Source organism: Thiohalomonas denitrificans (assembly GCF_900102855.1).
Taxonomy (GTDB): domain Bacteria; phylum Pseudomonadota; class Gammaproteobacteria; order Thiohalomonadales; family Thiohalomonadaceae; genus Thiohalomonas; species Thiohalomonas denitrificans.
In genome coordinates this window covers 340,295-362,316 of record NZ_FMWD01000004.1, presented here as the reverse complement: position 1 = coordinate 362,316, position 22,022 = coordinate 340,295, and the positions used below count along the sequence as shown (strand labels likewise).

Annotated in this window: 23 protein-coding genes; 21 read left to right on the top strand and 2 right to left on the bottom strand. The window is 62.9% G+C overall.

The features are described from left to right. The first annotated feature begins 84 nt into the window (after positions 1 to 84). The 3 genes from BLP65_RS08345 to BLP65_RS08335 are packed head-to-tail and all read left to right on the top strand — an operon-like array spanning position 85 to position 5,218. Entirely contained in the window at positions 85 to 702 is a 618-nt protein-coding gene (locus BLP65_RS08345; protein WP_092995298.1) for a TetR/AcrR family transcriptional regulator, read from the top strand. Beyond that, the gene (locus BLP65_RS08340) at positions 699 to 2,069 is read left to right on the top strand and encodes an efflux RND transporter periplasmic adaptor subunit (RefSeq protein ID WP_092995295.1); all 1,371 of its coding nucleotides are present in this window, start codon (positions 699 to 701) and stop codon (positions 2,067 to 2,069) included. Before BLP65_RS08345 ends, BLP65_RS08340 begins: the two co-directional genes overlap by 4 nt. Next, positions 2,066 to 5,218, top strand: a complete 3,153-nt coding sequence (locus BLP65_RS08335) for an efflux RND transporter permease subunit (protein WP_092995292.1) — start codon at positions 2,066 to 2,068, stop codon at positions 5,216 to 5,218. The genes BLP65_RS08340 and BLP65_RS08335 overlap by 4 nt, the downstream gene beginning before the upstream one ends. A gap of 77 nt (positions 5,219 to 5,295) precedes the next feature. Here BLP65_RS08335 and BLP65_RS08330 read toward each other — a convergent pair whose 3' ends face one another. Beyond that, complete coding sequence (locus BLP65_RS08330) at positions 5,296 to 5,979, bottom strand: ArsR/SmtB family transcription factor (RefSeq protein WP_092995289.1); 684 nt, start codon at positions 5,977 to 5,979, stop codon at positions 5,296 to 5,298. Between the two features lie 61 nt (positions 5,980 to 6,040). Between BLP65_RS08330 and BLP65_RS08325 the strand changes: the two genes are divergently transcribed. The 18 genes from BLP65_RS08325 (at position 6,041) to BLP65_RS08245 (ending at position 21,501) form a co-directional block, all read left to right on the top strand. Further along, positions 6,041 to 6,610 carry a hypothetical protein gene (locus BLP65_RS08325; RefSeq protein ID WP_092995286.1) on the top strand — a complete coding sequence of 190 codons (570 nt, stop codon included), beginning with the start codon at positions 6,041 to 6,043 and terminating at the stop codon, positions 6,608 to 6,610. A 10-nt stretch (positions 6,611 to 6,620) separates the two neighbouring features. Beyond that, on the top strand, positions 6,621 to 7,136 hold the full coding sequence (locus BLP65_RS08320; RefSeq protein ID WP_092995283.1) for a peroxiredoxin family protein: 516 nt from the start codon (positions 6,621 to 6,623) through the stop codon (positions 7,134 to 7,136). 2 nt (positions 7,137 to 7,138) lie between these two features. Then, the gene (arsS, locus tag BLP65_RS08315; RefSeq protein WP_092995280.1) at positions 7,139 to 8,101 is read left to right on the top strand and encodes an arsenosugar biosynthesis radical SAM (seleno)protein ArsS; all 963 of its coding nucleotides are present in this window, start codon (positions 7,139 to 7,141) and stop codon (positions 8,099 to 8,101) included. A gap of 176 nt (positions 8,102 to 8,277) precedes the next feature. Next, a complete protein-coding gene (locus BLP65_RS08310; protein ID WP_092995277.1) occupies positions 8,278 to 8,940 on the top strand; it encodes a TIGR04283 family arsenosugar biosynthesis glycosyltransferase in 663 nt (220 codons plus the stop codon). Beyond that, positions 8,937 to 9,572 (top strand): TIGR04282 family arsenosugar biosynthesis glycosyltransferase, encoded by a 636-nt coding sequence (locus BLP65_RS08305; RefSeq protein ID WP_092995274.1) that lies wholly within the window; start codon positions 8,937 to 8,939, stop codon positions 9,570 to 9,572. Before BLP65_RS08310 ends, BLP65_RS08305 begins: the two co-directional genes overlap by 4 nt. Then, positions 9,569 to 9,787 carry an RND transporter gene (locus BLP65_RS08300; RefSeq protein ID WP_092995271.1) on the top strand — a complete coding sequence of 73 codons (219 nt, stop codon included), beginning with the start codon at positions 9,569 to 9,571 and terminating at the stop codon, positions 9,785 to 9,787. The genes BLP65_RS08305 and BLP65_RS08300 overlap by 4 nt, the downstream gene beginning before the upstream one ends. 98 nt (positions 9,788 to 9,885) lie before the next feature. After that, the gene (locus BLP65_RS08295; RefSeq protein ID WP_092995268.1) at positions 9,886 to 10,623 is read left to right on the top strand and encodes a rhodanese-like domain-containing protein; all 738 of its coding nucleotides are present in this window, start codon (positions 9,886 to 9,888) and stop codon (positions 10,621 to 10,623) included. Between the two features lie 268 nt (positions 10,624 to 10,891). Next, positions 10,892 to 11,530: a class I SAM-dependent methyltransferase gene (locus tag BLP65_RS08290; RefSeq protein WP_092995265.1), complete on the top strand. Its 639-nt coding sequence runs from the start codon at positions 10,892 to 10,894 to the stop codon at positions 11,528 to 11,530. Positions 11,531 to 12,195: 665 nt separating this feature from the next. Continuing rightward, the gene (locus BLP65_RS08285; RefSeq protein WP_092995262.1) at positions 12,196 to 12,969 is read left to right on the top strand and encodes a sulfite exporter TauE/SafE family protein; all 774 of its coding nucleotides are present in this window, start codon (positions 12,196 to 12,198) and stop codon (positions 12,967 to 12,969) included. Between the two features lie 21 nt (positions 12,970 to 12,990). After that, positions 12,991 to 13,437 (top strand): hypothetical protein, encoded by a 447-nt coding sequence (locus BLP65_RS08280; RefSeq protein ID WP_092995259.1) that lies wholly within the window; start codon positions 12,991 to 12,993, stop codon positions 13,435 to 13,437. A gap of 97 nt (positions 13,438 to 13,534) precedes the next feature. Next, on the top strand, positions 13,535 to 13,897 hold the full coding sequence (locus BLP65_RS08275; RefSeq protein ID WP_092995256.1) for a hypothetical protein: 363 nt from the start codon (positions 13,535 to 13,537) through the stop codon (positions 13,895 to 13,897). Further along, a complete protein-coding gene (locus BLP65_RS16910) occupies positions 13,894 to 14,253 on the top strand; it encodes a hypothetical protein (RefSeq protein WP_175452492.1) in 360 nt (119 codons plus the stop codon). The genes BLP65_RS08275 and BLP65_RS16910 overlap by 4 nt, the downstream gene beginning before the upstream one ends. Positions 14,254 to 14,260: 7 nt before the next feature. After that, entirely contained in the window at positions 14,261 to 14,779 is a 519-nt protein-coding gene (locus BLP65_RS08270; RefSeq protein ID WP_175452491.1) for a TlpA family protein disulfide reductase, read from the top strand. Between the two features lie 131 nt (positions 14,780 to 14,910). Next, complete coding sequence (locus BLP65_RS08265) at positions 14,911 to 15,756, top strand: sulfurtransferase (protein WP_092995248.1); 846 nt, start codon at positions 14,911 to 14,913, stop codon at positions 15,754 to 15,756. A 228-nt stretch (positions 15,757 to 15,984) separates the two neighbouring features. Beyond that, positions 15,985 to 18,729, top strand: coding sequence for a molybdopterin-dependent oxidoreductase (locus BLP65_RS08260; RefSeq protein WP_092995245.1), 2,745 nt, complete (start codon positions 15,985 to 15,987; stop codon positions 18,727 to 18,729). A 376-nt stretch (positions 18,730 to 19,105) separates the two neighbouring features. Then, complete coding sequence (locus BLP65_RS08255) at positions 19,106 to 20,098, top strand: 4Fe-4S dicluster domain-containing protein (protein ID WP_092995242.1); 993 nt, start codon at positions 19,106 to 19,108, stop codon at positions 20,096 to 20,098. After that, positions 20,095 to 21,144, top strand: coding sequence for an ethylbenzene dehydrogenase-related protein (locus BLP65_RS08250; protein ID WP_092995239.1), 1,050 nt, complete (start codon positions 20,095 to 20,097; stop codon positions 21,142 to 21,144). The genes BLP65_RS08255 and BLP65_RS08250 overlap by 4 nt, the downstream gene beginning before the upstream one ends. A gap of 27 nt (positions 21,145 to 21,171) precedes the next feature. Beyond that, positions 21,172 to 21,501 (top strand): hypothetical protein, encoded by a 330-nt coding sequence (locus tag BLP65_RS08245; RefSeq protein WP_092995236.1) that lies wholly within the window; start codon positions 21,172 to 21,174, stop codon positions 21,499 to 21,501. Between the two features lie 5 nt (positions 21,502 to 21,506). On the opposite strand, the gene BLP65_RS08240 is transcribed toward BLP65_RS08245, so the two are convergent. Continuing rightward, positions 21,507 to 21,857, bottom strand: coding sequence for a DsrE/DsrF/TusD sulfur relay family protein (locus BLP65_RS08240; RefSeq protein WP_092995233.1), 351 nt, complete (start codon positions 21,855 to 21,857; stop codon positions 21,507 to 21,509). Between the last annotated feature and the right edge of the window lie 165 nt (positions 21,858 to 22,022).

Sequence of the window (22,022 nt, the reverse complement as noted above, 5' to 3'; positions counted from 1 at the left end):
GGGTGTTTGTCTCCTTCGGCTGGCCAATCACCGTCGTTTTCCCATAAGATAGTAACTAGTTACTATCTTTATTGAGGTGCCGGGATGAACAAAAGCAGGCATTTGCCGGCGGATCAGCGCAAGGAAATGACCGTGCGCGCGGTGGTCGATCTTTGCGGCAAGGAGGATCCCGCCCGGATCACCACAGCCTCGATTGCCAAGCACATGAAGGTGACTCAGGGTGCACTGTTTCGCCATTTTGCCAGTAAGGACGCTATCTGGAAGGCGGTGGCGGAGTGGGTGGCGGAACGGGTCATGCAGCGTCTGGATAAAGCGGCACGGCAGGCGGACAGCCCACTGGGTGCCCTGGAAGCCATGTTCATGGCCCATATCGGCTTCATTGTCGAGCATCCTGGTGTGCCCCGCATGATGATGGGACAGCTCCAGCACGGCCGGCCGACGCCGGCCCGGCGCATGGTGTTTTCTCTGCTGTCGGGCTACCGGGAGCGAATCGAGGTGCTGTTGAACGAGGGCTGCGAGCAGGGCGAACTGCGTGCCGATCTGGACATCGAGGCAGCAACCACCCAGTTCGTCGGCACCATTCAGGGCCTGGTGATGCAGTCGCTGATAGCGGGCGACGTGCGTCAGACGCTCGAACTGGCACCGGGCGCGTTCGGTATCTACCGGCAGGGAATTGTCGCCCAACAAGGAGAAAAATCATGAAAGTGGCCTTCCCCCGCACGAGGCGGGCTGCCGTGGTGCTGGCCGGACTGACGGTGGGCGTTGTCCTGGCCGTGGTGTTCGTGGCCAATCGTCAGGCCCCGACGCATGGCGAGATACCCCCGCAGGTGCCGGTCCTGTCGGTGATCGAGGTGCAGCCGCTGGAGTTTCGGCTTGAGGCCCGCGGCTACGGTACTGCCCGCCCCGCCGAGACCTGGCAGGCCATTGCCAATGTGGCGGGCCGGGTGGTCGAGCGCCGTGACGACCTGGAGAGTGGCACGCTGCTGCCGAAAGGGACCCTGTTGCTGGCCCTGGATCCCAGCCGTTACGAGCTGGCGATTGCCGAGGCGGAAGCCGAACTCGGCAGGCTGGCTGCTGAAAAGACGCATCTGAAGACCGAGGAGGACAACACGCGCCGGCTGCTGGAACTGGAGCGCGATCGCCTGATTCTGTCCGAACAGGAGTTGTCGCGTATCGAGCGTATGGCCGAGAGCGGTTCGGTGTCGCGCTCTGTGCGTGACGAGCAGCAACGGGCCACCCTGGCGCAACGTCAGGCCGTGGCCTCCCTCAAAAACCAGATGGCGCTCATTCCCTCTCGCCGGAAACAGCTCCAGGCGGAGATGGAGCGGGCCGAGACGCGGGTGGCGCAGGCCAGACGGGATCTGGAGGACACCCGCTTTGAGGCACCCTATGACCTGCGTCTTGGTGACGTGCAGGTCGAAATGCACCAGCACGTGGCAGTCGGTCAGCAGTTGTTCGAAGCAGACAGCATAACGGCCGCCGAGGTCGAGGCCCATATTCCCTACGCGATGCTGCGCCGTCTGATGGGCAGTGTGACTCGCTCCTCGACGATCTCCGAGGATTCGCTGGACCTTGGGGGACGTCTGGATTTGTCGGATATTCGTGCCGAGGTGGAGCTTGTCGGGGCCGAGGGTATCGGCTGGCCGGCACGGGTCACGCGGGTGGCCAGCGGTCTGGACCCTGGCACCCGCACCGCCCGGGTGGTGGTCACGGTCGATGAGCCCTACCGCAATGCCCGGCCGCCGGACCATCCGCCGCTGCAGCGGAATACCTACGTGGGCGTGCGGCTCTCCACCGAAAATCCCGAGCCGCTTCTGGTGATACCGGCCGCGGCCGTCCACCACGGCGAGGTCTACCGGGTTGATGATCAGGACCGCCTGGAGCGCAGCCCGGTAAAGGTGGCCTATGAGCAGAATGACCTGGCGGTAATCCGTTCCGGTCTGACTGCGGGCGATCGGGTGATCGTGGACGACCCGGTGCCGGCCCTGGACGGCATGGCGGTCACTCCACGCAGGGATGAGGCGCTGGAGCAGCGGCTGCAGGCGATGGCGCAGGGAGAGGCGCCATGATCCGCTGGTTTGCCGGCCATCCGACCGCGGCCAACCTGCTGCTGATCCTGCTGCTGGCGGTGGGACTGTTCGCCGCGCCGTCGCTTAAGCGCGAGACCTTTCCCGATTACCGGCCGGTCGAGGTGAGCGTTCAGGTGGAGTATCGCGGCGCCACCGCGGCCGATGTGGAGGACGCCATCTGCCGACGTCTGCATGATGCCGTCAAGGGGGTGGATTTTCTCAATGAGATGGAGTGCGTGGCCCAGGATAATCTGGCCAGCGCGACCGTCTCGATGCTCGCCGGAGGCGATGCCATTCGCTTTCTCAACGACATCGATACCGAGGTCAATGCCCTTACGGATCTGCCCGAGCGGGCCGAAGACCCGATCGTAAGAGAGCTGAACCGCAGCGATCTGGTGGCTGCGGTGGCCGTCGGCGGTGATATGCCCCTGGACCAGCTGGAAAACTACGCCCTGGTGTTGGAAAACCGGCTGATGGCCCTGCCCGGTGTCGCCGATGTGGCAATCCATGGGCTCTCCCAGCGTCAGTGGCAGGTGGAGGTACCCCGTGAGGTACTGGCGCAGTACGGCCTTTCGGCCCGCGAACTGGCCCGGCGGGTTGCAAGCCAGAGTATCGACATGCCGCTGGGCACCCTGGAGACCCGCGACCGTGACATCCAGCTGCGCTTTACCGACCAGCGCCGATCCCTGGATGAACTGAAGGGTTTGGTGGTCGTATCGGATGGGAGGGGCGGCGAGCTGACCCTGGACGATATTGCCAACCTGAAACAGGTCGGAGAGCGGGAGGAGGAGCAGCTCCATTTCAATGGGGAGCGCGCCATGGTGCTGGAGGTCAGCAAGACGCTACGCGACGACTCCCTGGAAGTCATGAACGATTTGACGGCGCTGGTGGAGACGGAGCGCCAGCGCCTCGGCGACGGGATACGGCTCTCCCTGACCCAGGACATGACCACCATCGTTCGCGATCGGCTGCAGATGCTGGTGAGCAACGGCATAATCGGGTTGCTGCTGGTGATCCTGGTGATGAGCCTGTTCTTTCGTCCCAGGCTGGCTCTGTGGGCTGTGCTGGGGCTGCCTGCGGCCTTCATGGGCGCCTTTGCCGTGATGAGCCTGACCGGGCTGTCGCTGAACATGATCACCCTGGTGGCACTGCTGATGGCCATCGGCATCGTTATGGATGACGCCGTCGTCATCACTGACAATATTGCCGCTCATTCCTTTCGGCAAGGCTCCCCGCTGGAGGCAGTGGTGGCGGGTACCCGTCAGGTGTTGCCGGGGGTGCTGTCCTCTTTTCTCACCACGGTTTCGGTATTTGCACCGCTGTCGTTTCTGGCCGGTGAACTGGGCTCGGTACTCGAGGTGCTGCCGGTGGTGCTGATCGCCGCCCTGGCGGCGAGCCTGATCGAGGCATTCTGGATTCTGCCCCATCACCTCAAAGGCAGCCTGTCGGGGTTGAAAGAAGAGAACAACTCCCGTTTTCGTACCGCCTTCGAACTGCGTTTTTCGGCCCTTCGAGAACGGGTCGGGCGTGTTGCGGATGCTGCCATCCGCTGGCGCCACGCCGTGCTGGGTGCGGTGCTGGCCATCATGCTGGGTTCGGCAGGGTTCATGGCCGGTGGACACATCGGCAGTGAGGCGATGCCTGCTATCGACGGCGATGTCCTCGAAGCGGATATCCTGATGCCCCAAGGCACACCGTTTTCGCGGACGCAGGCAGTGGCCGAGCAGGTAGAGGCCGCCATGCAGCGTCTCGATGCGCGCTTCACTCCGCAACAGCCGGATGAGTCGCCGTTGGTAGTAGCCACCCAGGTGCGCTTCAATTACAACCCCAGTGCCCGCGAGGCCGGCACCCATGTCGCGACGGTGATGGTCGACCTGCTCACCGCCGAGCGGCGTAGCGTCAGCCTGGACGAACTCACCGATGCCTGGCGTGAGGAGATTGGCGAGATTGCCGGGATCCAGAGCCTGATTATCCAGGAGCCGGGTTTCGGCCCCGCCGGAATACCGGTCGAGGTGCGTCTGCAGGGCGAAGACCTGCATGCCCTGAAGACTGCGGCGCTGGAGGTGACCGAACACCTGTCGGGCTATAGCAGTGTCTACAATGTTCACGATAACCTGCGACCGGGCAAGCCGCAGCGGACCTTTGCGTTGGCCGAAGGCGCCCACGGACTGGGACTGACCGCCGAGGAGGTGGCAGCGCAGCTGCGTGCCGCCCTGCTTGGGGAGATTGCCGACACCCAGCGCATCGGCGATCAGGATGTGGAGGTTCTGGTTCGCCAGGCCGCAGAGGACCGAGAGAGTCTGGATGATCTCGCTGATCACACCATCCAGCTTCCCGACGGGCGCCGGGTACCGCTGGATGTGGTGGCGCACTCGAAGGAGATCCGCGACTGGGCGATGATCACCCGCATCGATGGCCGCCGCACCGTCACAGTGGAGGCCAACGTCGATGCACGTCTCAGCAGCGGTCAGGCCATTGTCAGTGACCTGCAGGGCGGATGGCTGACCGACTTCCGGGAGCGCCACCCGGCAGTCGATGTGACCTTCGAGGGGCAGGTGGCCCGCTCTGCCGAGACCGGCGGTTCCATCGGTCGCGGCCTGCTGATCGGTCTGATCGGTATCTTCGTGATTCTCTCCTTTCAGTTCCGAAGCTATGTCGAACCGTTGATCGTGATGGTGTCGATCCCGCTGGCCTTCATCGGTGCGATCTGGGGGCACGTGTTGATGGGCTTCTATCTGTCGATGCCCTCGTTGATTGGCGCGGCCTCACTGGCGGGCATTGTGGTCAACAATGCCATTTTGCTGGTGCTCTTCATCAAGGAGCACCGCCAACGGGGGCTCTCGGCAGTCGCCGCCGCCGGCCAGGCGAGTCGTGATCGCCTGCGCGCCATCTTTATTGCTTCCAGCACCACCATTGCCGGGCTGTTGCCGTTGCTGGCCGAAACCAGCACCCAGGCCGACGCCATCAAGCCGATGGTGATCTCGGTGGTGTTCGGCCTGCTGACCGCTACCGTGCTCGTGCTGTTGGTGATGCCGGCGCTCTATGTGCTTTTCGACGATTGGGGATGGGTACGCAAGGCGGATGCCCGGCAGCAGGAGGGCTCGGATGAGCAGACAGGTGCACAGGCCCAGGGGGCTGTGCGAGAGTAGCGATGGGCTACAGAAAACGATGTTCTCGGACGGGCTCCTGGCCGCTTTAGTGCTCTGCAGCGGGTATCTTCGGGAGGTCAGTCCTGTTTCCCGGTGGTGTCGGACTCCACCGGCAGTCCCGCCTGTTTCCATTCGGGGAACCCGTCCTGCAGGCGCCGGGCCTGGAAACCTTCGCGGCGCAGGCGGGCGACCGCCTCATAGGCAAGGACGCAGTACGGTCCCCTGCAATAGGCAACCACCTCGGTGTTCTTCGGGAGGTCGGCCAGGTGCTGCTCCAGTTCCGAAAGCGGAATGTTCACGGCACCCGGCAGGTGACCCGCCTCGAACTCTTCCGGCGGGCGGACATCGATTACGGTCACCAGACCGTCGCGCGCGCGGCTTAAAAGTTCCGGCGCCGGCAACGGCTCCAGATTGTCCTTGACCGTCAGGAACGTGTTCACCAGCCGCTCCACCTCGGCAACATGGCTCTCCGCGACACGCCGCAGACACTCCAGCAGGGCAACAACGTCCTCTCCGGAGAGGCGGTAAAAGACGTGCTGCCCCTCCTTGCGAGTGGCCACCAGACCGGCCTGACGGAGGTGCTGCAGATGCTGGGAGGTGTTGGCGACGCTCAGTCCCGAGGCCTTCGCCAGCACCTCCACGCTTCGCTCCCCCTGGGCCAGGAATTCCAGGAGTTCGAGCCGATTACCGTTACCGAGCGCCTTGCCGACACGGGCGAACTGGGAAAAGAGGTCCTGCTTGAAATGGGTGTCCCTTGACATCTTGTTCTCTCTGCATTCAACTCCTCAATCAATAGTTTGAACTATATCACGAGGGTCAGTAGTGCGCTTTGTACTCGCTTTTACACTCCTGGTCACGGCAGGTGTGGCCGCTCAACCGGATCAGCGGGTGAATCCGGAGACCGGGCTCGCCGGCTGGGAGTGGCAGGATGATGCCGCCTCGATTACCTTTAATCAGCGACTTCCGGATCAGTCCCGTGCCTATTTTCAGGGTCGCGGCTTTCGATCGGAGGAGGCCGAGCAAATAGCGCAAAATTGTGTGTTTCAGGCCGTTATCCGAAACCGTGCCGATGCTTCGGCAGCTATGCAACTGGACCTCGCCGACTGGCGTGTGGTTCCCGTCGGCAGTGAGCCCCGGCCGCTGCGCCTCGAGTCGGACTGGCAAGCCGAATGGGAACAGCGGAGTGTCGGGCAGGGGGCGCGCATCGCCTTTCGCTGGTCACTGTTTCCAACGGTTCAGACCTTCCAGCCCGGCGACTGGAATATGGGTATGATCACCATCGGCTTGCCCCCCGGCGAACCTTTCGATTTGGAGGTGAACTGGCGACAGGGTGAGGAATCGCGGCGCCTGCGCTTCGAAAACATGCGCTGCGCCCCCGATCGGGAAATTTGAAGGAGAGACTATGTTTCATCGACTGGCAATCGTCGTCCTTATCCTGGCGCTGCCCCTGTTGGCAGCGGCTGCTCCGCAGTCCCAGGGCCTCACTTCCGTCGAGGAGCGCCCATCCGCCCCTGATTTCAGCCTGGAGGATATGGACGGGAATCTCTACCGGCTTTCCGATTTTCGGGGTCAGCCGGTGATTATCAATTTCTGGGCCACCTGGTGCCCCCCCTGCCGCGAGGAGATGCCCTCGATGCAGCGTGCCTGGGAAGGGCTCAGGGAAAAGGGTGTGGCGATGCTCGCCATCAACGTCGGCGAGTCGGTCGATACCGTGTTCCAGTTCACTGCCAATTATCCGGTCGAGTTTCCCCTGCTTTTCGACCTGGACAGCGCGGTAACCGAAAAGTGGCCTGTGCGTGGCCTGCCCTCCACCTTTGTTGTCGATCCGGAAGGTCGAATCGTCTATCAGGCTATTGGCGGTCGGGGGTGGGGTGATCCGGAGCTGCTGGAGCCGGTTCTCGATCTGAGAATCGACTAAACATGCTTGCCACGCTACCGCTGCTTCAGAACGGAGCCTTTCCCGTACTGCAACGCGACCAGCCCGATACCCTGCAGGTCAACCTCGGGTACCGATGCAACCAGTCCTGTCTGCACTGCCATGTGGGCGCCGGCCCCAAGCGGAAGGAGCAGATGTCTGCGGAGATCGTAACCCAGGTGATTACCTGCCTGGAAAGCGGACGTTTCATCATGCTCGACCTCACCGGCGGTGCGCCGGAGTTGAACCCGCATTTCCGGCAACTGGTGACGGCGGCCCGTCACCTGGGGTTGCGGGTGATCGACCGCTGCAACCTGACGGTGCTCGAAGAGCCGGGACAGGAGACACTTGCCGGGTTTCTGGCTGAGCAGCGGGTCGAGGTGATCGCCTCGCTGCCCTGTTACCTGGAGGAAAACGTCGATGGCCAGCGCGGCCGCGGCGTGTTCGAGGCCAGCCTGCGTGGCCTGCGCCGGCTGAACGCACTGGGCTATGGCCAGCCAGATAGCGGACGTGTACTCAACCTGGTCTACAACCCGACCGGCCCCTTCCTGCCGCCGCCCCAGGGGCCGCTCGAGGGAAAGTACCGGGAGCAGTTGCGTGAGCAGTACGGGGTCGTGTTCAACCAACTTTTCACACTGACCAATCTGCCCATTCAGCGCTTCGGCAGCCGCCTGATCTCCGAAGGGGGGTTCGAGACCTACATGCAGCTGCTGCAGGAGGCGTTCGAGACTCGCAACCTGGAGCAGGTAATGTGCCGAACGCTGGTCAGCGTCGACTGGCAGGGCTGGCTCTACGACTGCGACTTCAACCAGATGCTGCACCTGCCCCTGCGCGCGGCGGGGCGGGAGCGAACCCATGTCAGCGAACTGGCGAAACTCGATCTGGCGGGCAACCCGATCACCGTGGCCGACCACTGCTTCGGCTGTACCGCAGGGCAGGGCTCGAGCTGCGGGGGTGCCTTGAGCTAACCTGGATTTCTCACCGCAAAGACGCAAAGGACGCTAAGAAAAACCAGGAACCAGCGACGGCACCAAAAAACTTATGGGTGTCTTCAGTGCCTAGAACACGGTCATCTTTGCGCTCTTGGTGTCTTTGCGGTTTGCCCCAAGATCTTCTGTTTAAGCTTCTGCGGTGAACGGTTCGGATGCTCTCCATCATCATCCCGGCCCTTAATGAGGCCGAATCCATCGCGCAAACCCTTCAGCCGCTGCAGGGGATGCGGGAGCGGGGCTGCGAGGTCATCGTGGCGGATGGCGGCAGCAGCGATGCCACCGTTGAGATGGCACGCTCCCTGGCCGACCGGGTCATGGCGAGCGGCAGGGGACGGGCACGGCAGATGAATGCCGGGGCGGCGACCGCAAGCGGCGAAGTTCTCTGGTTTCTGCACGCCGATACCCGGGTGCCGGAGGAGGCGGATCGCGAAATCGCGCAGGCGGGAAGTTCCTGGGGCCGCTTCGCCGTGAAGCTCTCGGGACGGCACCCGCTGCTGGGACTCGTGGCGTTTCTGATGAATCGCCGCTCCTGCCTGACCGGGATCGCCACCGGAGACCAGGGGATCTTCGTAAGACGGTCTCTATTCGAGGCCATCGGCGGCTTTCCCGATCAGCCGCTGATGGAGGATATCGCCCTCAGTCGGCTGCTCAAACGCACCGCGGGGCGGCCCGCCTGTCTGAACACCCGTTTGATTACCTCCAGCCGCCGCTGGGAGCAGAACGGAATTCTGCGCACCATCGGGCTGATGTGGTGGCTGCGGTTCGCCTACGCCATGGGCGCCAGTCCCGCGCGGTTGGCGCGGCTCTACCGATGAGCTTCACCTCAGCCAATCGGCTGCTGGTGTTCGCCAAGGCGCCTGTGCCCGGTCGGGCAAAGACCCGTCTTATTCCCGCGCTCGGGGCCGAGGGCGCGGCCGCACTTCAGGCCCGCCTGCTTTGGCATACCCTTGCCACAGCAGGGCAGGGCGGGGCAATCGTCGAGCTTTGGTGCCATCCCGATCCGGATCATCCCCTGTTCAGCGAGTGTGCGGAGCACGCTGAGATGCTTCTCTGCACTCAGCGCGGCAACAATCTGGGCGAGCGGATGCAAAACGCCTTCGCAGCGGCGCTCGACGAAGGACCCGCAGTGCTGATCGGTACCGACTGTCCGGCGCTGGAGCCGCGCGACCTCGTCGAGGCATTCGGGGCGCTTCGGGACAGCGATGCCGTTCTCGGGCCCGCGCTGGATGGCGGCTACTATTTGCTGGGGCTCCGTCGCCTGCACCCGTCGCTGTTTGACGATATTCGCTGGGGCAGCGCCCACGTGCTGGACGAAACCCGGCAGCGGCTGAAACAACTCGGCTGGAAGTGGCGGGAGTTGGCGGTCAAGAGTGACATCGACCGCCCGGAAGACTTGGTCCACTTACCGGCCACGCTGCGTATCAACAAAGAGGTAAGTGCAGTATGAAATGGCTGGACCGTCTGCCTTGGGTTCCCCTCTCCATCGGGGCTCTGCTGCTAGGTCTGGCCCCTTTCGTCCCCGAACCCCACCTCTGGGAGAAGCTCAAAATGCTCAGCGACGGGACCCTGGAGCGGCCCATCGATATCTTCGATTTGGTCATGCATGGCACCCCGGTGGTTCTGCTTGCGTTGAAGGCCGGCGCCAGAGTCATTCGGCCGTGAGCGAAAGTCGCATGGCCCATTGGCTCGGTGCTGGTTGACAAGAGCTCTCCCATATTCAATGATTCTATTGAATATAATCAGTCTAAGAGGGATGGGGGATGGAAGAGTGGATTCTGGGCCATGAGTTGCCGATCCGGTTGAGCTTTTTTTTGGGGATCTTCGGCCTGATGGCCCTATGGGAGATCGCCTCGCCGCGCCGGGCGCTGTCGCTCGCGAAGGGCCGCCGCTGGCGGGCCAATCTCGGCATCGTGGTTTTCAACAGCGTGATGCTGCGGTTCGTTTTCCCCACCGCGGCGGTCGGTATGGCGCTGTTTGTCGAGCAGTCCGGCTGGGGGCTTTTCCACCACTACGAGCTGCCGTTCGCTCTGGTCGTGCTGCTTGCGGTGCTGCTGCTCGATTTCGCCATCTATCTGCAGCATGTCATGTTCCATGCGGTCCCCGTCCTGTGGCGCCTGCATCGTATGCACCACGCGGACCGCGACTACGACAGGGTGGCGGTGTCGACGATTTCACCCGGAACGCGCCTTGACGCGCCGGAGCCGCCGCTGCTGCTGGATGTGCGCGACGACGAGGAGTTTCGGGACGCTCATATCGGAGGCGCCCGCCACCTGCCGCTTTCGCAATTGCAGCAACGGTTCGAGGAGCTGGCCGACTGGCGGGAGCGCCCCATTGCGGTGATCTGCAAGACCGATCGCCGCTCGGCTCAAGCGGTGCGGATGCTCGATGCCGAGGGGTTCGCCGAGCCGATTCTGGTCAAGGGCGGTATGGTTGGTTGGGAGCAGGCCGGTTTTCCCGTTGAAGGCGCCGCTCAGCCGGTGGCGCAGTCGAGCAACTGATAAGGAGATTGCACCGCAGAGGCGCAGAGCGCGCGGAGATTCGCAGAGTTGAATTCCCGTTCTCGGCCTGAGGGAGAAAGAGACTGGCTGCTTACCGAATTTTGCTGGCGCTCCATCGGGGCTACGCATGTCAAATTACCCTGTGCGATACCCCGGAGGGACAGCGAATTCCAAACTCCGCCAACCTCTGCGTATCCGTGTCCCTGCGGTGCGAATGCGGGGGTTCCTTTGCGCTCTTTGCGCCTTTGCGGTTCGAAAACCTTTGTATATGTACGATCCCACGAAATATGAGGCCTGGTACCAGACCCCCCGGGGTGCCTGGATTGCAGAGCGGGAATTCACACTGATGATGGCGCTGCTGCGTCCGCAACCCGGCACACTGCTGGACGTGGGAGCCGGTACCGGGCATTTCTCCCGTGCCTTCGCCGCCGCGGGTCTCGATGTCACCGCCCTCGACCCCTCGCTCGAGATGCTGCGCTTCGCCCGGGAGCGGGGCGAAGCGGGTGGGTATATTCTGGGAGCGGCCGAACGACTGCCGTTCCCGGACAGAGCGTTTGACTATGCCTCCGCGGTCACCAGCCTCTGCTTCGTTCCCGAGCCGGAGCAGGCGCTGGCGGAGCTGTGGCGGATCAGCCGTCGCGGGGTGATCCTGGGATTGCTCAACCGGCACAGCCTGCTGCACTGGCAGAAAGCCGGGCGCGGTGGGTACCGGGGTGCCCGCTGGGATACGGTCGATGCCGTGCGCCGCTGGGTGCGTCCTCTCCCGGGGGTTAGCGATTTTCGGACAGGCAGCGCCATCTTGCTGCCGAGCGGCGGGCCGTTTTCGCGGGCGGTGGAACGGATTGCCCCGCAACGGTTGCCCTGGGGCGGATTTCTCGGGGTCTGTTTGTTGAAAAATGTAGCATAAACCCACTTCCCCTTTCCCGGCTTGCGTTCACCGCCCTTTCGGGATGACTTCCGTCATGGCAAGCCCCACTCGTCGCTTGGCCGCGAAACAGTGACTAACATTTGGCCGTCATTGCGGAGCGCCGCCCGCCACTATGTACTCGAATTAACGACGCATTTCCCTCCTGATTGCGAGCCGTACCCCCTGCTGCCCAGGCCTGAATCAATGAAGAACTGTAACCACGGGGTACACGGGGACCACGGGGTAAAACAGGTTGTTCGGGTTTAACCACAGCACCGAACTCGTCGCATCGCTAAGGCTCCTCCCGATGAATTTGCCCCGTTGTCATTACGAGCTGTACCCCCTGTTGTCCAGGCCTGAATTAATGAAGAGCGGGTAACCACGGGGTAAAAAAAGTTGTTGGTTTTTTCTCCCCCGTGTTCCCCGTGGTTCGAAATTCAAGGGGTGAATCATTCAGTTCTTCAGGAGGAGCCCCGGTCGACAAAGTAATCTCCTGCTGCCAAAACCCACAGATTGCCGCGTCGCTGGGGCTCCTCGCAATGACGGCTAAATGTTGGTCACTGATTGGGGCGCGAACGGAGCAAGTTCTTCCGGAGAAATTCCCTTGACTTCTGGAGGCTCATTGTATTCAATAGAACTATTGAATACATAAATGAGTCGCGCCCATGTCGCTTTCCGCCCTTATCGCCGGCCTTTTCACCGGTATCGTTCTCGGTATCTTCGGTAGTGGGGGATCCATTATTACCACCCCCGCCCTGCTCTATCTGCTGAGTGTCGAGCCCAAGTCCGCCATCGCCATGAGCCTCGGCATCGTGGCGATCACCGCTACCATTACGGCGCTGCAGCACTGGTTCAAGGGCAACGTGAACCTCAAGATTACCGCGGTGTTCGGGCTGTTTGGCATCGTCGGTACCTACGCCGGCGCACGATTGGGGGTGATCACACCAGTGGTGGTGCAGCTCTCCATTTTTGCCCTGGTGATGTATGCCGCCGCCTGGAAGATGCTCAAGCCGGCACGCCCGCATCGCTCCGCCGGCGCTGCTGTAGTGGAAGCCGCCGAGGTCTGCTCCGGCGGTCGCTGTCTTGTCCATGTCGCTGTTCACGGCATTGTGGTGGGTGCGCTGACGGGCCTGGTGGGCGTCGGAGGCGGCTTTCTCATCGTGCCTGCACTGGTGCTGCTCTCGCGCCTGCCGATGAAGCAGGCCATCGGTACCTCCCTGGCCATCGTTTCGATCAAATCCTACGCCGGTTTTGCCGGTTACATGGGTGATGTCCCTATCGACTATGGCCTGATGGCGGTGTTCACCGCAGTGGCCATCGCCGGCAGCGTAGTCGGCACCCGTTTCGCCCACCGCATATCCGGCGATGCCCTGAAGCGCGGCTTTGCGATCTTCCTGATGCTGGTAGCCACCTACATCCTGGCCAACCAGATTTTCTGATTCCCAAAAAGGAGCATGACCATGACCCGATTACTGAACCCGTTTGCACTGATGTTGCTGCTTCTGTCGCTGTTGCTGCTGCTGCCCTCGACCGGGGCCTATGCAGGAGCCCCGGGCGCGACTGAAATCGATGGCCAAAAGGTGCTGACACTCGTTGGCCGTGACCCCCCCGGATTGCGCTGCAACAACAATATGCAGGTCGCTGCGGAGCTGTCGAATGTTTACAAAATTCCCGTGCAATTGATTCCTGTCACCTTTGCCGGTCCCGGGGCCAAGGCACCCGCGGTCTACTACGGCGATGAGTTGATTGCCGCGGATGGCGGCAATCTCAATGGCATGATTGATTTCACCACGCTCGCCGACATCCTCGAACTGGAGGGAGTTCCCTTGCAGGACCAGGGCGGACGGCTGACCGAGATCAAGTCCGAGTTTGAAAAGCTGAAGCAGGCCATCAAGACCGTGCAGTAGCTCGTGTACGAGCTGGTGGGAAACACGTTCGTGTCGCAGATTGGCTATCAAATCCAGGGGTATACCTTCATACCCGTCAACCAAGAGGGTGATCGAGATGTCCGACTCTGTCTTTACGATTGATCAGCCCGGCCTGTTTCTCATCAACAATGATCCTCCGGGTGTGCGCTGTAACCGCAACGTTCAGGCGGCTGCGGAGATCGCCAACAGCTACCGTGTGCCGATCTGTGCGGTGCCGCGCTCGGCGCTGGAAACGGAGACCGCCGCACCGGCCGTCTATTTCGCCGGTGAACTGGTCACGGTAGATGGTGATGCCCATAACGGGGTGGCGGATTATGCACTGCTGGCGGAGGTCATGGAGCGAGCCGGCGTCCCGAAGCAGGAGCGGCCGGGACGCCTGGCAGAGATTGGTCCCGACCTGGAAGCCTTCCGGGCGAGCATTGGGGAGGTGCCGTCATGACGAGGATGTTTTTGCAGGTAGCCGCGGCGGCGCTGTGGTCGCTTGCGGCGTCAGCTGGAGCTGCCTCCCTGCCGACCTGGGAGGGGTGGATCGTCGGTGGTCCCTGTGCGGAGGAGCGTCGTATCGCCGATTGTCCGCTACGGCATATCGACCAGCCGGTACTGCTGCTGGCCAGCGGTGAGGTCCGCACATTTCGATACGGCGACGGCAGCGGTATCCGCCAGGTGGATGTCGACAAGGGCTATGGCAAGAAGGTGCGGCTCACCGGTGAGGCCCCCGACGGGACTATCGAGTCGGTGCGTTTCGACCTCCTGGAGAAAACCGGTGAACGCAAGTTTTTCAAAGGCTGTTTGTAGGGCCGCCTTGGCCGCGCTGCTGCTTTGGGCAACCGCCGCGCCTGGTGCGGGCCTCGATACCTCACTGGTCCGTGCCGCCGGTATGAAGCCCTATCCGGTGCCGCTCACGGCTCCGGCCTTTCGGCTGCCGCGGCTGGGAGATGATGCCTCCCGTACCAAGGGCAATTACCGTGGCCAAGTGGTGCTGCTCAATTTTTGGGCGAGCTGGTGCCCGCCCTGCCGGGAGGAGTTTCCCTCACTGGAACGGCTCCAGGAGCAGTTCGAAGGCGAGGAGTTTACCGTACTGGCGGTGACGGTCGCTGACGATGCCGTCGGGGTCGAGCGGTTTCTCGGCGGACGTGAGGTGCCGTTCGACATCCTCATCGACACCACTGAGCGGACGGCCGACGCCTATCGGGCTGCCGGTGTACCGGTCACCTATTTGCTGGACCGCGAAGGGCGCTTGCTCGCGGGTAAAAGCGGTCCCGACGAGTGGGACTCCCCGGCGATGGTGCGTCTGATCCGGGCGGCGGTAGAGGAACAATAGCTACTTGTATGCGCCCCTGCAGGTCGGTCTTCCGGCCGTCGTTCTTGCATGCGCCCCTGTAGGTCGGCCTTCAGGCCGTCGTTACCCGACCTACGGTTGATGCGCGGGCCGAGGCCCGTTTGGGAGGAATAATGATGCCAAGAATTCTGTCTTTGCTGGGTGCCTGCCTGCTGTCCACGTCGGCGTTGGCAATGGAGCTTGTGAACACCGATGTCCTTACGGAGCGGCTCGATCAGGTGGTATTGATCGACGCCGAGAGTCCACAGGATTATGCCCGCGCCCACATCCCCGGAGCGGTCAACCTTCACTACCTGGAGCTGGAGGATGCCGATGAAAACGCCGAGACCGGGTTGCCCATCTTTCCGCAACTGGCCGCCAGTAAATTCGGTGCGCTGGGGATCGCAAACGATAGCGAGGTGGTGGTCTACGACAGCGGCAACGGCCGCGCAGCCTCCGCAGTTTGGTACACGCTGCGATTTATCGGCCATGAAAGGGTGAGCCTGCTCGACGGCGGCTTCCGCAAATGGCTGGAGGAGGGGCGGGCGCTGAGCCAGAGGGTGTCGGCACCGGAAAAGGTGGTCTATAAACCCCAGCCGAAAAAAGAGTGGGCGCTGCTCACCTCGGAACTCGACCAGGGCGATCGTCTCATCGTCGACGCCCGTTCCATTGCCGAATACAGCGGCAAGGAAGATGGCGGTGCGCGCCGCGGCGGCCATATCCCGGGGGCGATCAGTCTGCCCTGGGATCGACTCTCCGGTGAGTTGCAGACCTTTGCCGACGAGGCCGTCATGCGCACGGTTCTGGAAGAGGCCGGCATCACCCCCGACCGGGAAGTGGTGACTTACTGCAATCCCGGAATCGGCCGCTCGACTTTCCTCTATGCGGCACTCAAACATCTCGGCTACGACAAGGTGCGGGTCTACCCCGGCTCCTGGAACGAGTGGGCCGCCGACACCGCACGCCCCATCGAACGTTAATAAATGATCAACCACAGAGTTCACGCGACTGCACGGATTCAGGAGGTAGAGCAACGCATGGAGCAGTTGCCGAGAGAGCACCGAGGCAGCAATTGCACCGGGCGTTTGAACCCTGATCCGGGCAGCGCATTTGAATCACGCAGCCACAGGAGACAGGGCACAAAACCTTGTCGTCCCTTTCGTGTGCTCTGTGCTCTCTGTGGCTAAAAATGTCTTTAGGAGCCGTCCATGGATCGCCGTGAATTCCTGAGAAACAGCACCTATTGCGGCCTGGCCCTCGCCTTCGGCGGGCCGCTCACCGCCCTGCGGGCCCATGCCACAACAGCGCCCGGCGACCAGCGCTGGGAGGGGTTCTACCGCGACGAGTTTCTCGACACCCGCGGCGATGCCCAGGGCTTCGCCTTTCACTGTTCGAACTGTCAGGGCAACTGCGCCTGGAAGGTCTTCGCCAAGGACGGCCGCGTCACCCGCGAAGAGCAGTCAGCCGCCTATCCCCAGATCCATCCACGTATCCCTGATGCCAACCCGCGGGGCTGCAACAAGGGCATTGTCCACTCCAGGGAGATGTACCAGGGCGACCGTCTGCTGCATCCGTTGAAACGGGTGGGTGAACGCGGCGAAGGCAAATGGGAGCGGGTGAGCTGGGAGGAGGCGCTGGAGGATATCGCCACTCGGGTAGTGGGTACCCTCACCGAGCAGGGTCCCGGGGAGCTGATGATCTACGCCGGCACCGGCATCCTCTCCCAGGGCCGGCGAGCCGGCCCGCTACGGCTCGGCTCGCTGCTGGGTGCACAGCGACTCTATCCGGCCAGTGCGGTCGGGGACATGTTTACCGGCGCCTCGCTCGCCTACGGCCTGGCCAACACCGGCCACTCCCTCGACGCCTGGTTTGATGCCGACGCAATCTTTCTTTGGGCCATCAACCCTATCGTTACCCGCATCCCCGATGCCCACTACCTGAATGAGGCGCGCTACAACGGCGCCACCATCTACACCATCAGCCCCGACTACAACCCGAGCTGCAAATTTGCCACCCACTGGGTGCCGATCAAGCCCGGTACCGACGCCTATCTGGCGATGTCGCTGCTGCATGTCCTGTTGCGTGACGGCCATGTGGATGACGCCTTCGTCCGCGAACAGACCGATCTGCCCTTTCTGGTGCGCGAAGACAGCGGCGAACTGCTGCGCCATCGCGACCTGCGCGCCCGCGGCAAGGAGGACGTTTTCTACTGCTGGGATGAGGCGAGCGGCAAGGAGCAGCCGATGCCCGGCACGCCGGGTCACTTCAAGAAGACACTGCGCCTGGGCAAGCTGCGCCCCGCCCTCGGCGGCCGCTATGAGGTCAAGGGCAAGGAGGGCGAGCTCATCCCGGTGACCACCGTTTTCGAGCGGGTGCGGGCCGAGGCGGCCAACTATCCACCCGATGAGACACAGGCGATCACCGGCATACATCCCGAACTGGTGGAGCGGATGGCGCGGGACCTGGCCCGCTCCGACAAGGCGATCATCAATATCGGTTTCGCCCTACACAAGTACGTGTCCGGCACCATGAGCTGCTGGGCCGCGGCGCTGGCCTGTGCGCTCACCGGCCATGCGGGCGAACGCGGCGGCATCGATACCGAACACAACTGGAGCCTGAACGGTATCGGTCCCCTCTCCAGCCCCAAGCCGGCCCGCTTCGCTTCCGGTTTTTTCAGCGAGTGGCTCAACGGCGACATGCAGGCGAGCATGGACACCCACTACTCCGACGAACACCTGAAGGCGACCGTCGGCTACGACTCGAAGGATGTGGCGCGGCAGGTGGCGGAGAACCGGGAGTCCGGCAAGGCTTATTACGGCAAGCCGAAGGCGCTTCTGCTGTTTGCCGACAACATGTTTCGTCGCAACAAGACCGAGGCCCACCACCGGGAGGCACTGCTCTCGAACCTCGACATCTTCGTCGACATCAATCACCGCATGGATTCCACCGCCCTCTGGGCCGATTACGTGCTTCCGGCCAAGAGCCACTATGAGTCGTGGGACATCCGCGGCGAACTCGGCTACCACCGCTTTTGCAACGTCACCATTCCCCCCGAAGGGCTCAAGCCGGTGGGGGAGACCCGCTCCGAGTGGACGATCTGTCGGGGCCTGTCGGAGGCGATGGCGAAGGTGGCCAAGGCCCGCGGTATCGAACCCATCCCCGACCCCGATTTCCTGGTGGAGGAGGGCGACATGGCCGCGCCGGTGATGCGTGACCTGCAGACCCTGCCCGATGACTTCACCGACGGCGGCACCTTGAACAACGACGAGGATGTGGTGCGCTGGTTGATGGAGAACGTGGAGCAGATCGCCCCCTGGACACCCGAGGACGCGCGCAAGAACGGTTTCGTCATTCTCAACGAGAAGGCGGGCTTCACCTCTCCGCTCTACGCCAACCGGCCCTACCACTCCTTCGAGCGCAACGTCTATCTGCGCGAGCCGTACAAGACCCACTCGGGGCGGCAGCAGTTCTTTGTGGACCACCCGGTCTTCAAGGAGCACGGCTGGACGGTGCCCACGGCCATGGGACCGCTCCGCCCGCCCAGTTTCCCGCTGGCCTTCTACACCCCGCATACCCGCTGGGGCATCCACTCCCAGTGGCGAACCAACGCACAGCTTCTGCGACTGCAGCGCGGTGAGCCCTATCTGTGGCTCAACCCGGCAACGGCCGCGGCGCGGGAGGTGGGCGAGGATGACCGGGTGCGGGTCTTCAACGATGTGGGCGAGTTCATCGCCCGCGTCAAGCTGATGCCGGCGGTGCCGCCGGAGGCGGTGGTGATGGACCACGCCTGGGAGCCGCACCAGTTCGAAAAACGCATCGGACTCAACAGCACCGTGGCGGGAATGATCTCGCTGCTGGAACTGCCCGACGGCTGGGGGCACCTCACCTTCAGCCCCAACTGGGACGGCAACATGATCGCCCACGAATCTTCCGTGGAGGTGGAGAAGGCATGAACGGCATAGCGGTTAACCACAGAGGGCACAGAGAAAGAACTGAAAGTTCTGGTCCGTTGATGTCAGGAGGGTCCATCTCGTGCCGACAGGGTGCAGCGGTCTCGCGTATTGCACGTTCAGCCTATTTGCGTCTACGCGAGTTCGTGTACGCATCAGGGCATCCGCATACTTTGAAGCGAATGGTGCGAGTGCTTGATATCAGGTTGTCGGCAGCAGGGATGCTGCCGTCGAGCCTACAGGGATGTATTCAAGGCGTACCTGATATCAGGCACTTGCATCGCTCGCCGGGCACCAAGCCTGTGAATATGCGCTCACCCTGCCGTATGCACACAAATACTCTCTCTCTGTGTTCTCTGTGGTTAACGGGGTTTAGACAATGACAGCACGACAACTGGGAATGGTCATCGACCTCAACAAATGCATTGGCTGCCAGACCTGCACCCTCGCCTGCAAGTCGCAGTGGACGGATCGGGGTGGGCGTGAGTTCATGTACTGGAATCACGTGGAGACCCGGCCCGGCAAAGGCTACCCCAAGGATTGGGAACAGGCCGGCGGCGGCTGGGAGGGCGATGAGCTGCGCCCCGGCCGTCTGCCACGCCTGCGCGAGGATTACGGTTATCCCGTGGAGTTCGGATACGAGGCGCTGTTCGAGGAGGGGGAGAAACCGTTACGCCCGGCTGATGAGATGGCCTGGGGTCCCAACTGGGACGAGGACCAGGGCGCGGGCGAGTTCCCCAACGCCTATTTTTTCTACCTGCCGCGCCTTTGCAATCACTGCTCCAACCCCGCCTGTGAAGCCGCCTGCCCGCGCCAGGCCATCTACAAGCGCGAGGAGGACGGCATCGTTCTGATCGATCAGGAGCGCTGCCGCGGCTATCGCTACTGCGTCGCGGCCTGCCCCTACAAGAAGATCTACTTCAATCCGCTGGCGGGAAAATCGGAGAAGTGCATCTTCTGCTACCCGCGGGTGGAGAAGGGGCTGGCGCAGGCGTGTGCCTATCAGTGCGTGGGCCGAGCCCGTCACGTGGCGTATCTCGATGATAAGGAGGGCGCCCTGCACCGATTGGTCAACGAATGGAAGGTGGCCCTGCCGCTGCACGCGGAATACGGGACACAACCCAACGTCTACTACGTGCCGCCGCTCAGCCCTCCGCAGATCGGCCCCGATGGGCGCCCGCTGGAGGAGCCGCGCGTACCCGACGACTATCTGGTCGAACTGTTCGGTCCCGGCGTCGGTGCCGCCCTGGAGACTCTGCGTGAGGAGATGGCGAAGAAGAACCGCGGCGAGCCATCGGAGTTGATGGACCTGCTCATCGCCTACCGCCACGGCGACATGTTCCGTCTGGATCGGCCGAGGGAGGTGGTATGAACCGGAATCCACGCGCGGTACTCGCTGCCATCTTCATGGCAGGGGCAGCCGCCATGCTCGGAGGCTGCAGTCCTTCTTCGGATGCAGGTGCGGATGTGGATGCGGATGCGGATGCAGGATCGGAACCGCTGCGTGATGCAGGCGGGCCCAGTGAAGCCGCGGTGCGTTCACCCTGGCGGGATGCTGCCGAAATCGCTTGGTCGCGCCTGCCGGCCATCCCGCTGCAGCTCTATCCGCAGCAATCCGTTGAGCCCGGCCTGGAGGGGGCGCTCAGTTCTGCCGACCTGCGGGCGACCACCGATGGCGAACGCATTGCCCTGCGTGTCGACTGGGCCGACCCGGCAGAGGACCGCTACTCCGAGGCCCACACCGATCGCTTTGCGGACTCCCTGGCGATCCAGTTCGCCGTGGACGGTGGCGACACTCTCCCCTACGTCGGCATGGGTGAGCCTGAACGGCCGGTTATTGTCTGGTTCTGGCGCGCGGGACGGGGTGCCGAGAGCCTTGTTGCTCACGGGTTTGGAACCCTGGCGCCAAATGAAGGCGCCGCGGCACCGAACGTTGATGCGAAACGCACGCCGGAGGGCTGGTCGGTCACCCTATCGGGCTCGTTGCCGGTCGATGATCTTCTTCTGCCCGTGGCGGTCGCCACCTGGGATGGCGCTGACGGGGGGCGTGACGGACGCAAGCACCTTTCCAGCTGGCATCTGCTGCGATCGTCGGAGCAGCCGCTGGACAAAGCCCGTCAGCGTGGCCTGGCCCGGGAGAGCCACAGTGGCGGCGATCCGCGCCGCGGCAAAGAACTGGTGCAGGAGCGTGGTTGTACAGCTTGCCACCGTCTCCCCGGGGGGCCGGACAGCCACCTGGGCCCCGATCTTACCCTGGCGGGCGGGATACACTGGCCCGGCTATCTGCGTCGCTCGATCACGGAGCCGGATGCGTTCATCGTGCCGGGCGTCCGCTACCGGGATGTGCCGATGCCCGCCCTCGACCTGCCCGAGAGCGAGGTCGAGGATATCACCTCCTATCTCTCATCGCTTCGTTGAGGCGCATAGTTGACAGCCAAGGTGCCCATGAAAATCTCCGTCGTGTCGAAGCAGCCGCCCGGCGGCCGCTGCAAGCTTTATATGCGTTTTGCGGATGCCGCTGCCGAGGTCGTCGGCGGCCGGGCGGAACTCCTCTATCCCGTACCGCGCTTTCCCCGCCCGGAAGAGCCGCTTCCGCCTCCTCCGGCCCTGCTGGTGGACGGGAAACCGGTTGAGCCTGCCGACGGCGTTATCCTCTCCCCGGAGGAGGTCTGTGCGGCCATCTCCGCTGCTGGATACGATGACGACGCAGCGGCGCTGCTGGAGATACTGGAAGCGGAACAGGAACGGATGATGGAGGAGTGGGGCGGTGAATGAGGCTTTCAGAATACCAGCACGCGCTCGGCATCGGCGGTGCAGGTCGCCAGTTCATCCATCGAACTGCGGCGGCACCCCGTTATTATCTGCTTCTCTTCCAGGCCGCGCGCATCCATGCAACTGCCGCACAGCAGTACCCGGCCTTTCCGTGACACCGCCTGGACCATCTTCTCCAGGTTGTAGAATCCCTTTGGAGGCTTTTGCCCCGAGTGGGCACAGGCGACTGCGTCGCCCAGGAGGAATAGGGTGATCTCGGCCGGTGGCTCACGCCGCTGCAGGGCCATGGCAAGCCGCAAGCCGTTATAGCTGCGTTCGGTGCCGTAAGGAGGGTCGTTGAGGATGAACAGCGTGGCCATTGGCAATCGCTCCCGTTGTATCGTTCATCTTCTGACACAAATCTTTCACCACAGAGGGGCACAGAGAGCAGAGGGACTGAATTTCATCGATAAAGAGTGGACAGCTGGACTGTATGCCCTTCAAGGCGGCATGCCACCTGGCCCAATAATCCCTTGTTTTCTCTG

What these genes read in the sequence shown, in the direction of transcription:
- BLP65_RS08345 (WP_092995298.1), top strand. Translation starts at nt 85, where the DNA reads ATGAACAAAAGCAGGCATTTGCCGGCGGATCAGCGCAAGGAAATGACC.
- BLP65_RS08340 (WP_092995295.1), top strand. Translation starts at nt 699, where the DNA reads ATGAAAGTGGCCTTCCCCCGCACGAGGCGGGCTGCCGTGGTGCTGGCC.
- BLP65_RS08335 (WP_092995292.1), top strand. Translation starts at nt 2,066, where the DNA reads ATGATCCGCTGGTTTGCCGGCCATCCGACCGCGGCCAACCTGCTGCTG.
- BLP65_RS08330 (WP_092995289.1), bottom strand. Translation starts at nt 5,979, where the DNA reads ATGTCAAGGGACACCCATTTCAAGCAGGACCTCTTTTCCCAGTTCGCC.
- BLP65_RS08320 (WP_092995283.1), top strand. Translation starts at nt 6,621, where the DNA reads ATGTTTCATCGACTGGCAATCGTCGTCCTTATCCTGGCGCTGCCCCTG.
- arsS (WP_092995280.1), top strand. Translation starts at nt 7,139, where the DNA reads ATGCTTGCCACGCTACCGCTGCTTCAGAACGGAGCCTTTCCCGTACTG.
- BLP65_RS08310 (WP_092995277.1), top strand. Translation starts at nt 8,278, where the DNA reads ATGCTCTCCATCATCATCCCGGCCCTTAATGAGGCCGAATCCATCGCG.
- BLP65_RS08305 (WP_092995274.1), top strand. Translation starts at nt 8,937, where the DNA reads ATGAGCTTCACCTCAGCCAATCGGCTGCTGGTGTTCGCCAAGGCGCCT.
- BLP65_RS08300 (WP_092995271.1), top strand. Translation starts at nt 9,569, where the DNA reads ATGAAATGGCTGGACCGTCTGCCTTGGGTTCCCCTCTCCATCGGGGCT.
- BLP65_RS08295 (WP_092995268.1), top strand. Translation starts at nt 9,886, where the DNA reads ATGGAAGAGTGGATTCTGGGCCATGAGTTGCCGATCCGGTTGAGCTTT.
- BLP65_RS08290 (WP_092995265.1), top strand. Translation starts at nt 10,892, where the DNA reads ATGTACGATCCCACGAAATATGAGGCCTGGTACCAGACCCCCCGGGGT.
- BLP65_RS08285 (WP_092995262.1), top strand. Translation starts at nt 12,196, where the DNA reads ATGTCGCTTTCCGCCCTTATCGCCGGCCTTTTCACCGGTATCGTTCTC.
- BLP65_RS08280 (WP_092995259.1), top strand. Translation starts at nt 12,991, where the DNA reads ATGACCCGATTACTGAACCCGTTTGCACTGATGTTGCTGCTTCTGTCG.
- BLP65_RS08275 (WP_092995256.1), top strand. Translation starts at nt 13,535, where the DNA reads ATGTCCGACTCTGTCTTTACGATTGATCAGCCCGGCCTGTTTCTCATC.
- BLP65_RS16910 (WP_175452492.1), top strand. Translation starts at nt 13,894, where the DNA reads ATGACGAGGATGTTTTTGCAGGTAGCCGCGGCGGCGCTGTGGTCGCTT.
- BLP65_RS08265 (WP_092995248.1), top strand. Translation starts at nt 14,911, where the DNA reads ATGATGCCAAGAATTCTGTCTTTGCTGGGTGCCTGCCTGCTGTCCACG.
- BLP65_RS08260 (WP_092995245.1), top strand. Translation starts at nt 15,985, where the DNA reads ATGGATCGCCGTGAATTCCTGAGAAACAGCACCTATTGCGGCCTGGCC.
- BLP65_RS08255 (WP_092995242.1), top strand. Translation starts at nt 19,106, where the DNA reads ATGACAGCACGACAACTGGGAATGGTCATCGACCTCAACAAATGCATT.
- BLP65_RS08250 (WP_092995239.1), top strand. Translation starts at nt 20,095, where the DNA reads ATGAACCGGAATCCACGCGCGGTACTCGCTGCCATCTTCATGGCAGGG.
- BLP65_RS08245 (WP_092995236.1), top strand. Translation starts at nt 21,172, where the DNA reads ATGAAAATCTCCGTCGTGTCGAAGCAGCCGCCCGGCGGCCGCTGCAAG.
- BLP65_RS08240 (WP_092995233.1), bottom strand. Translation starts at nt 21,857, where the DNA reads ATGGCCACGCTGTTCATCCTCAACGACCCTCCTTACGGCACCGAACGC.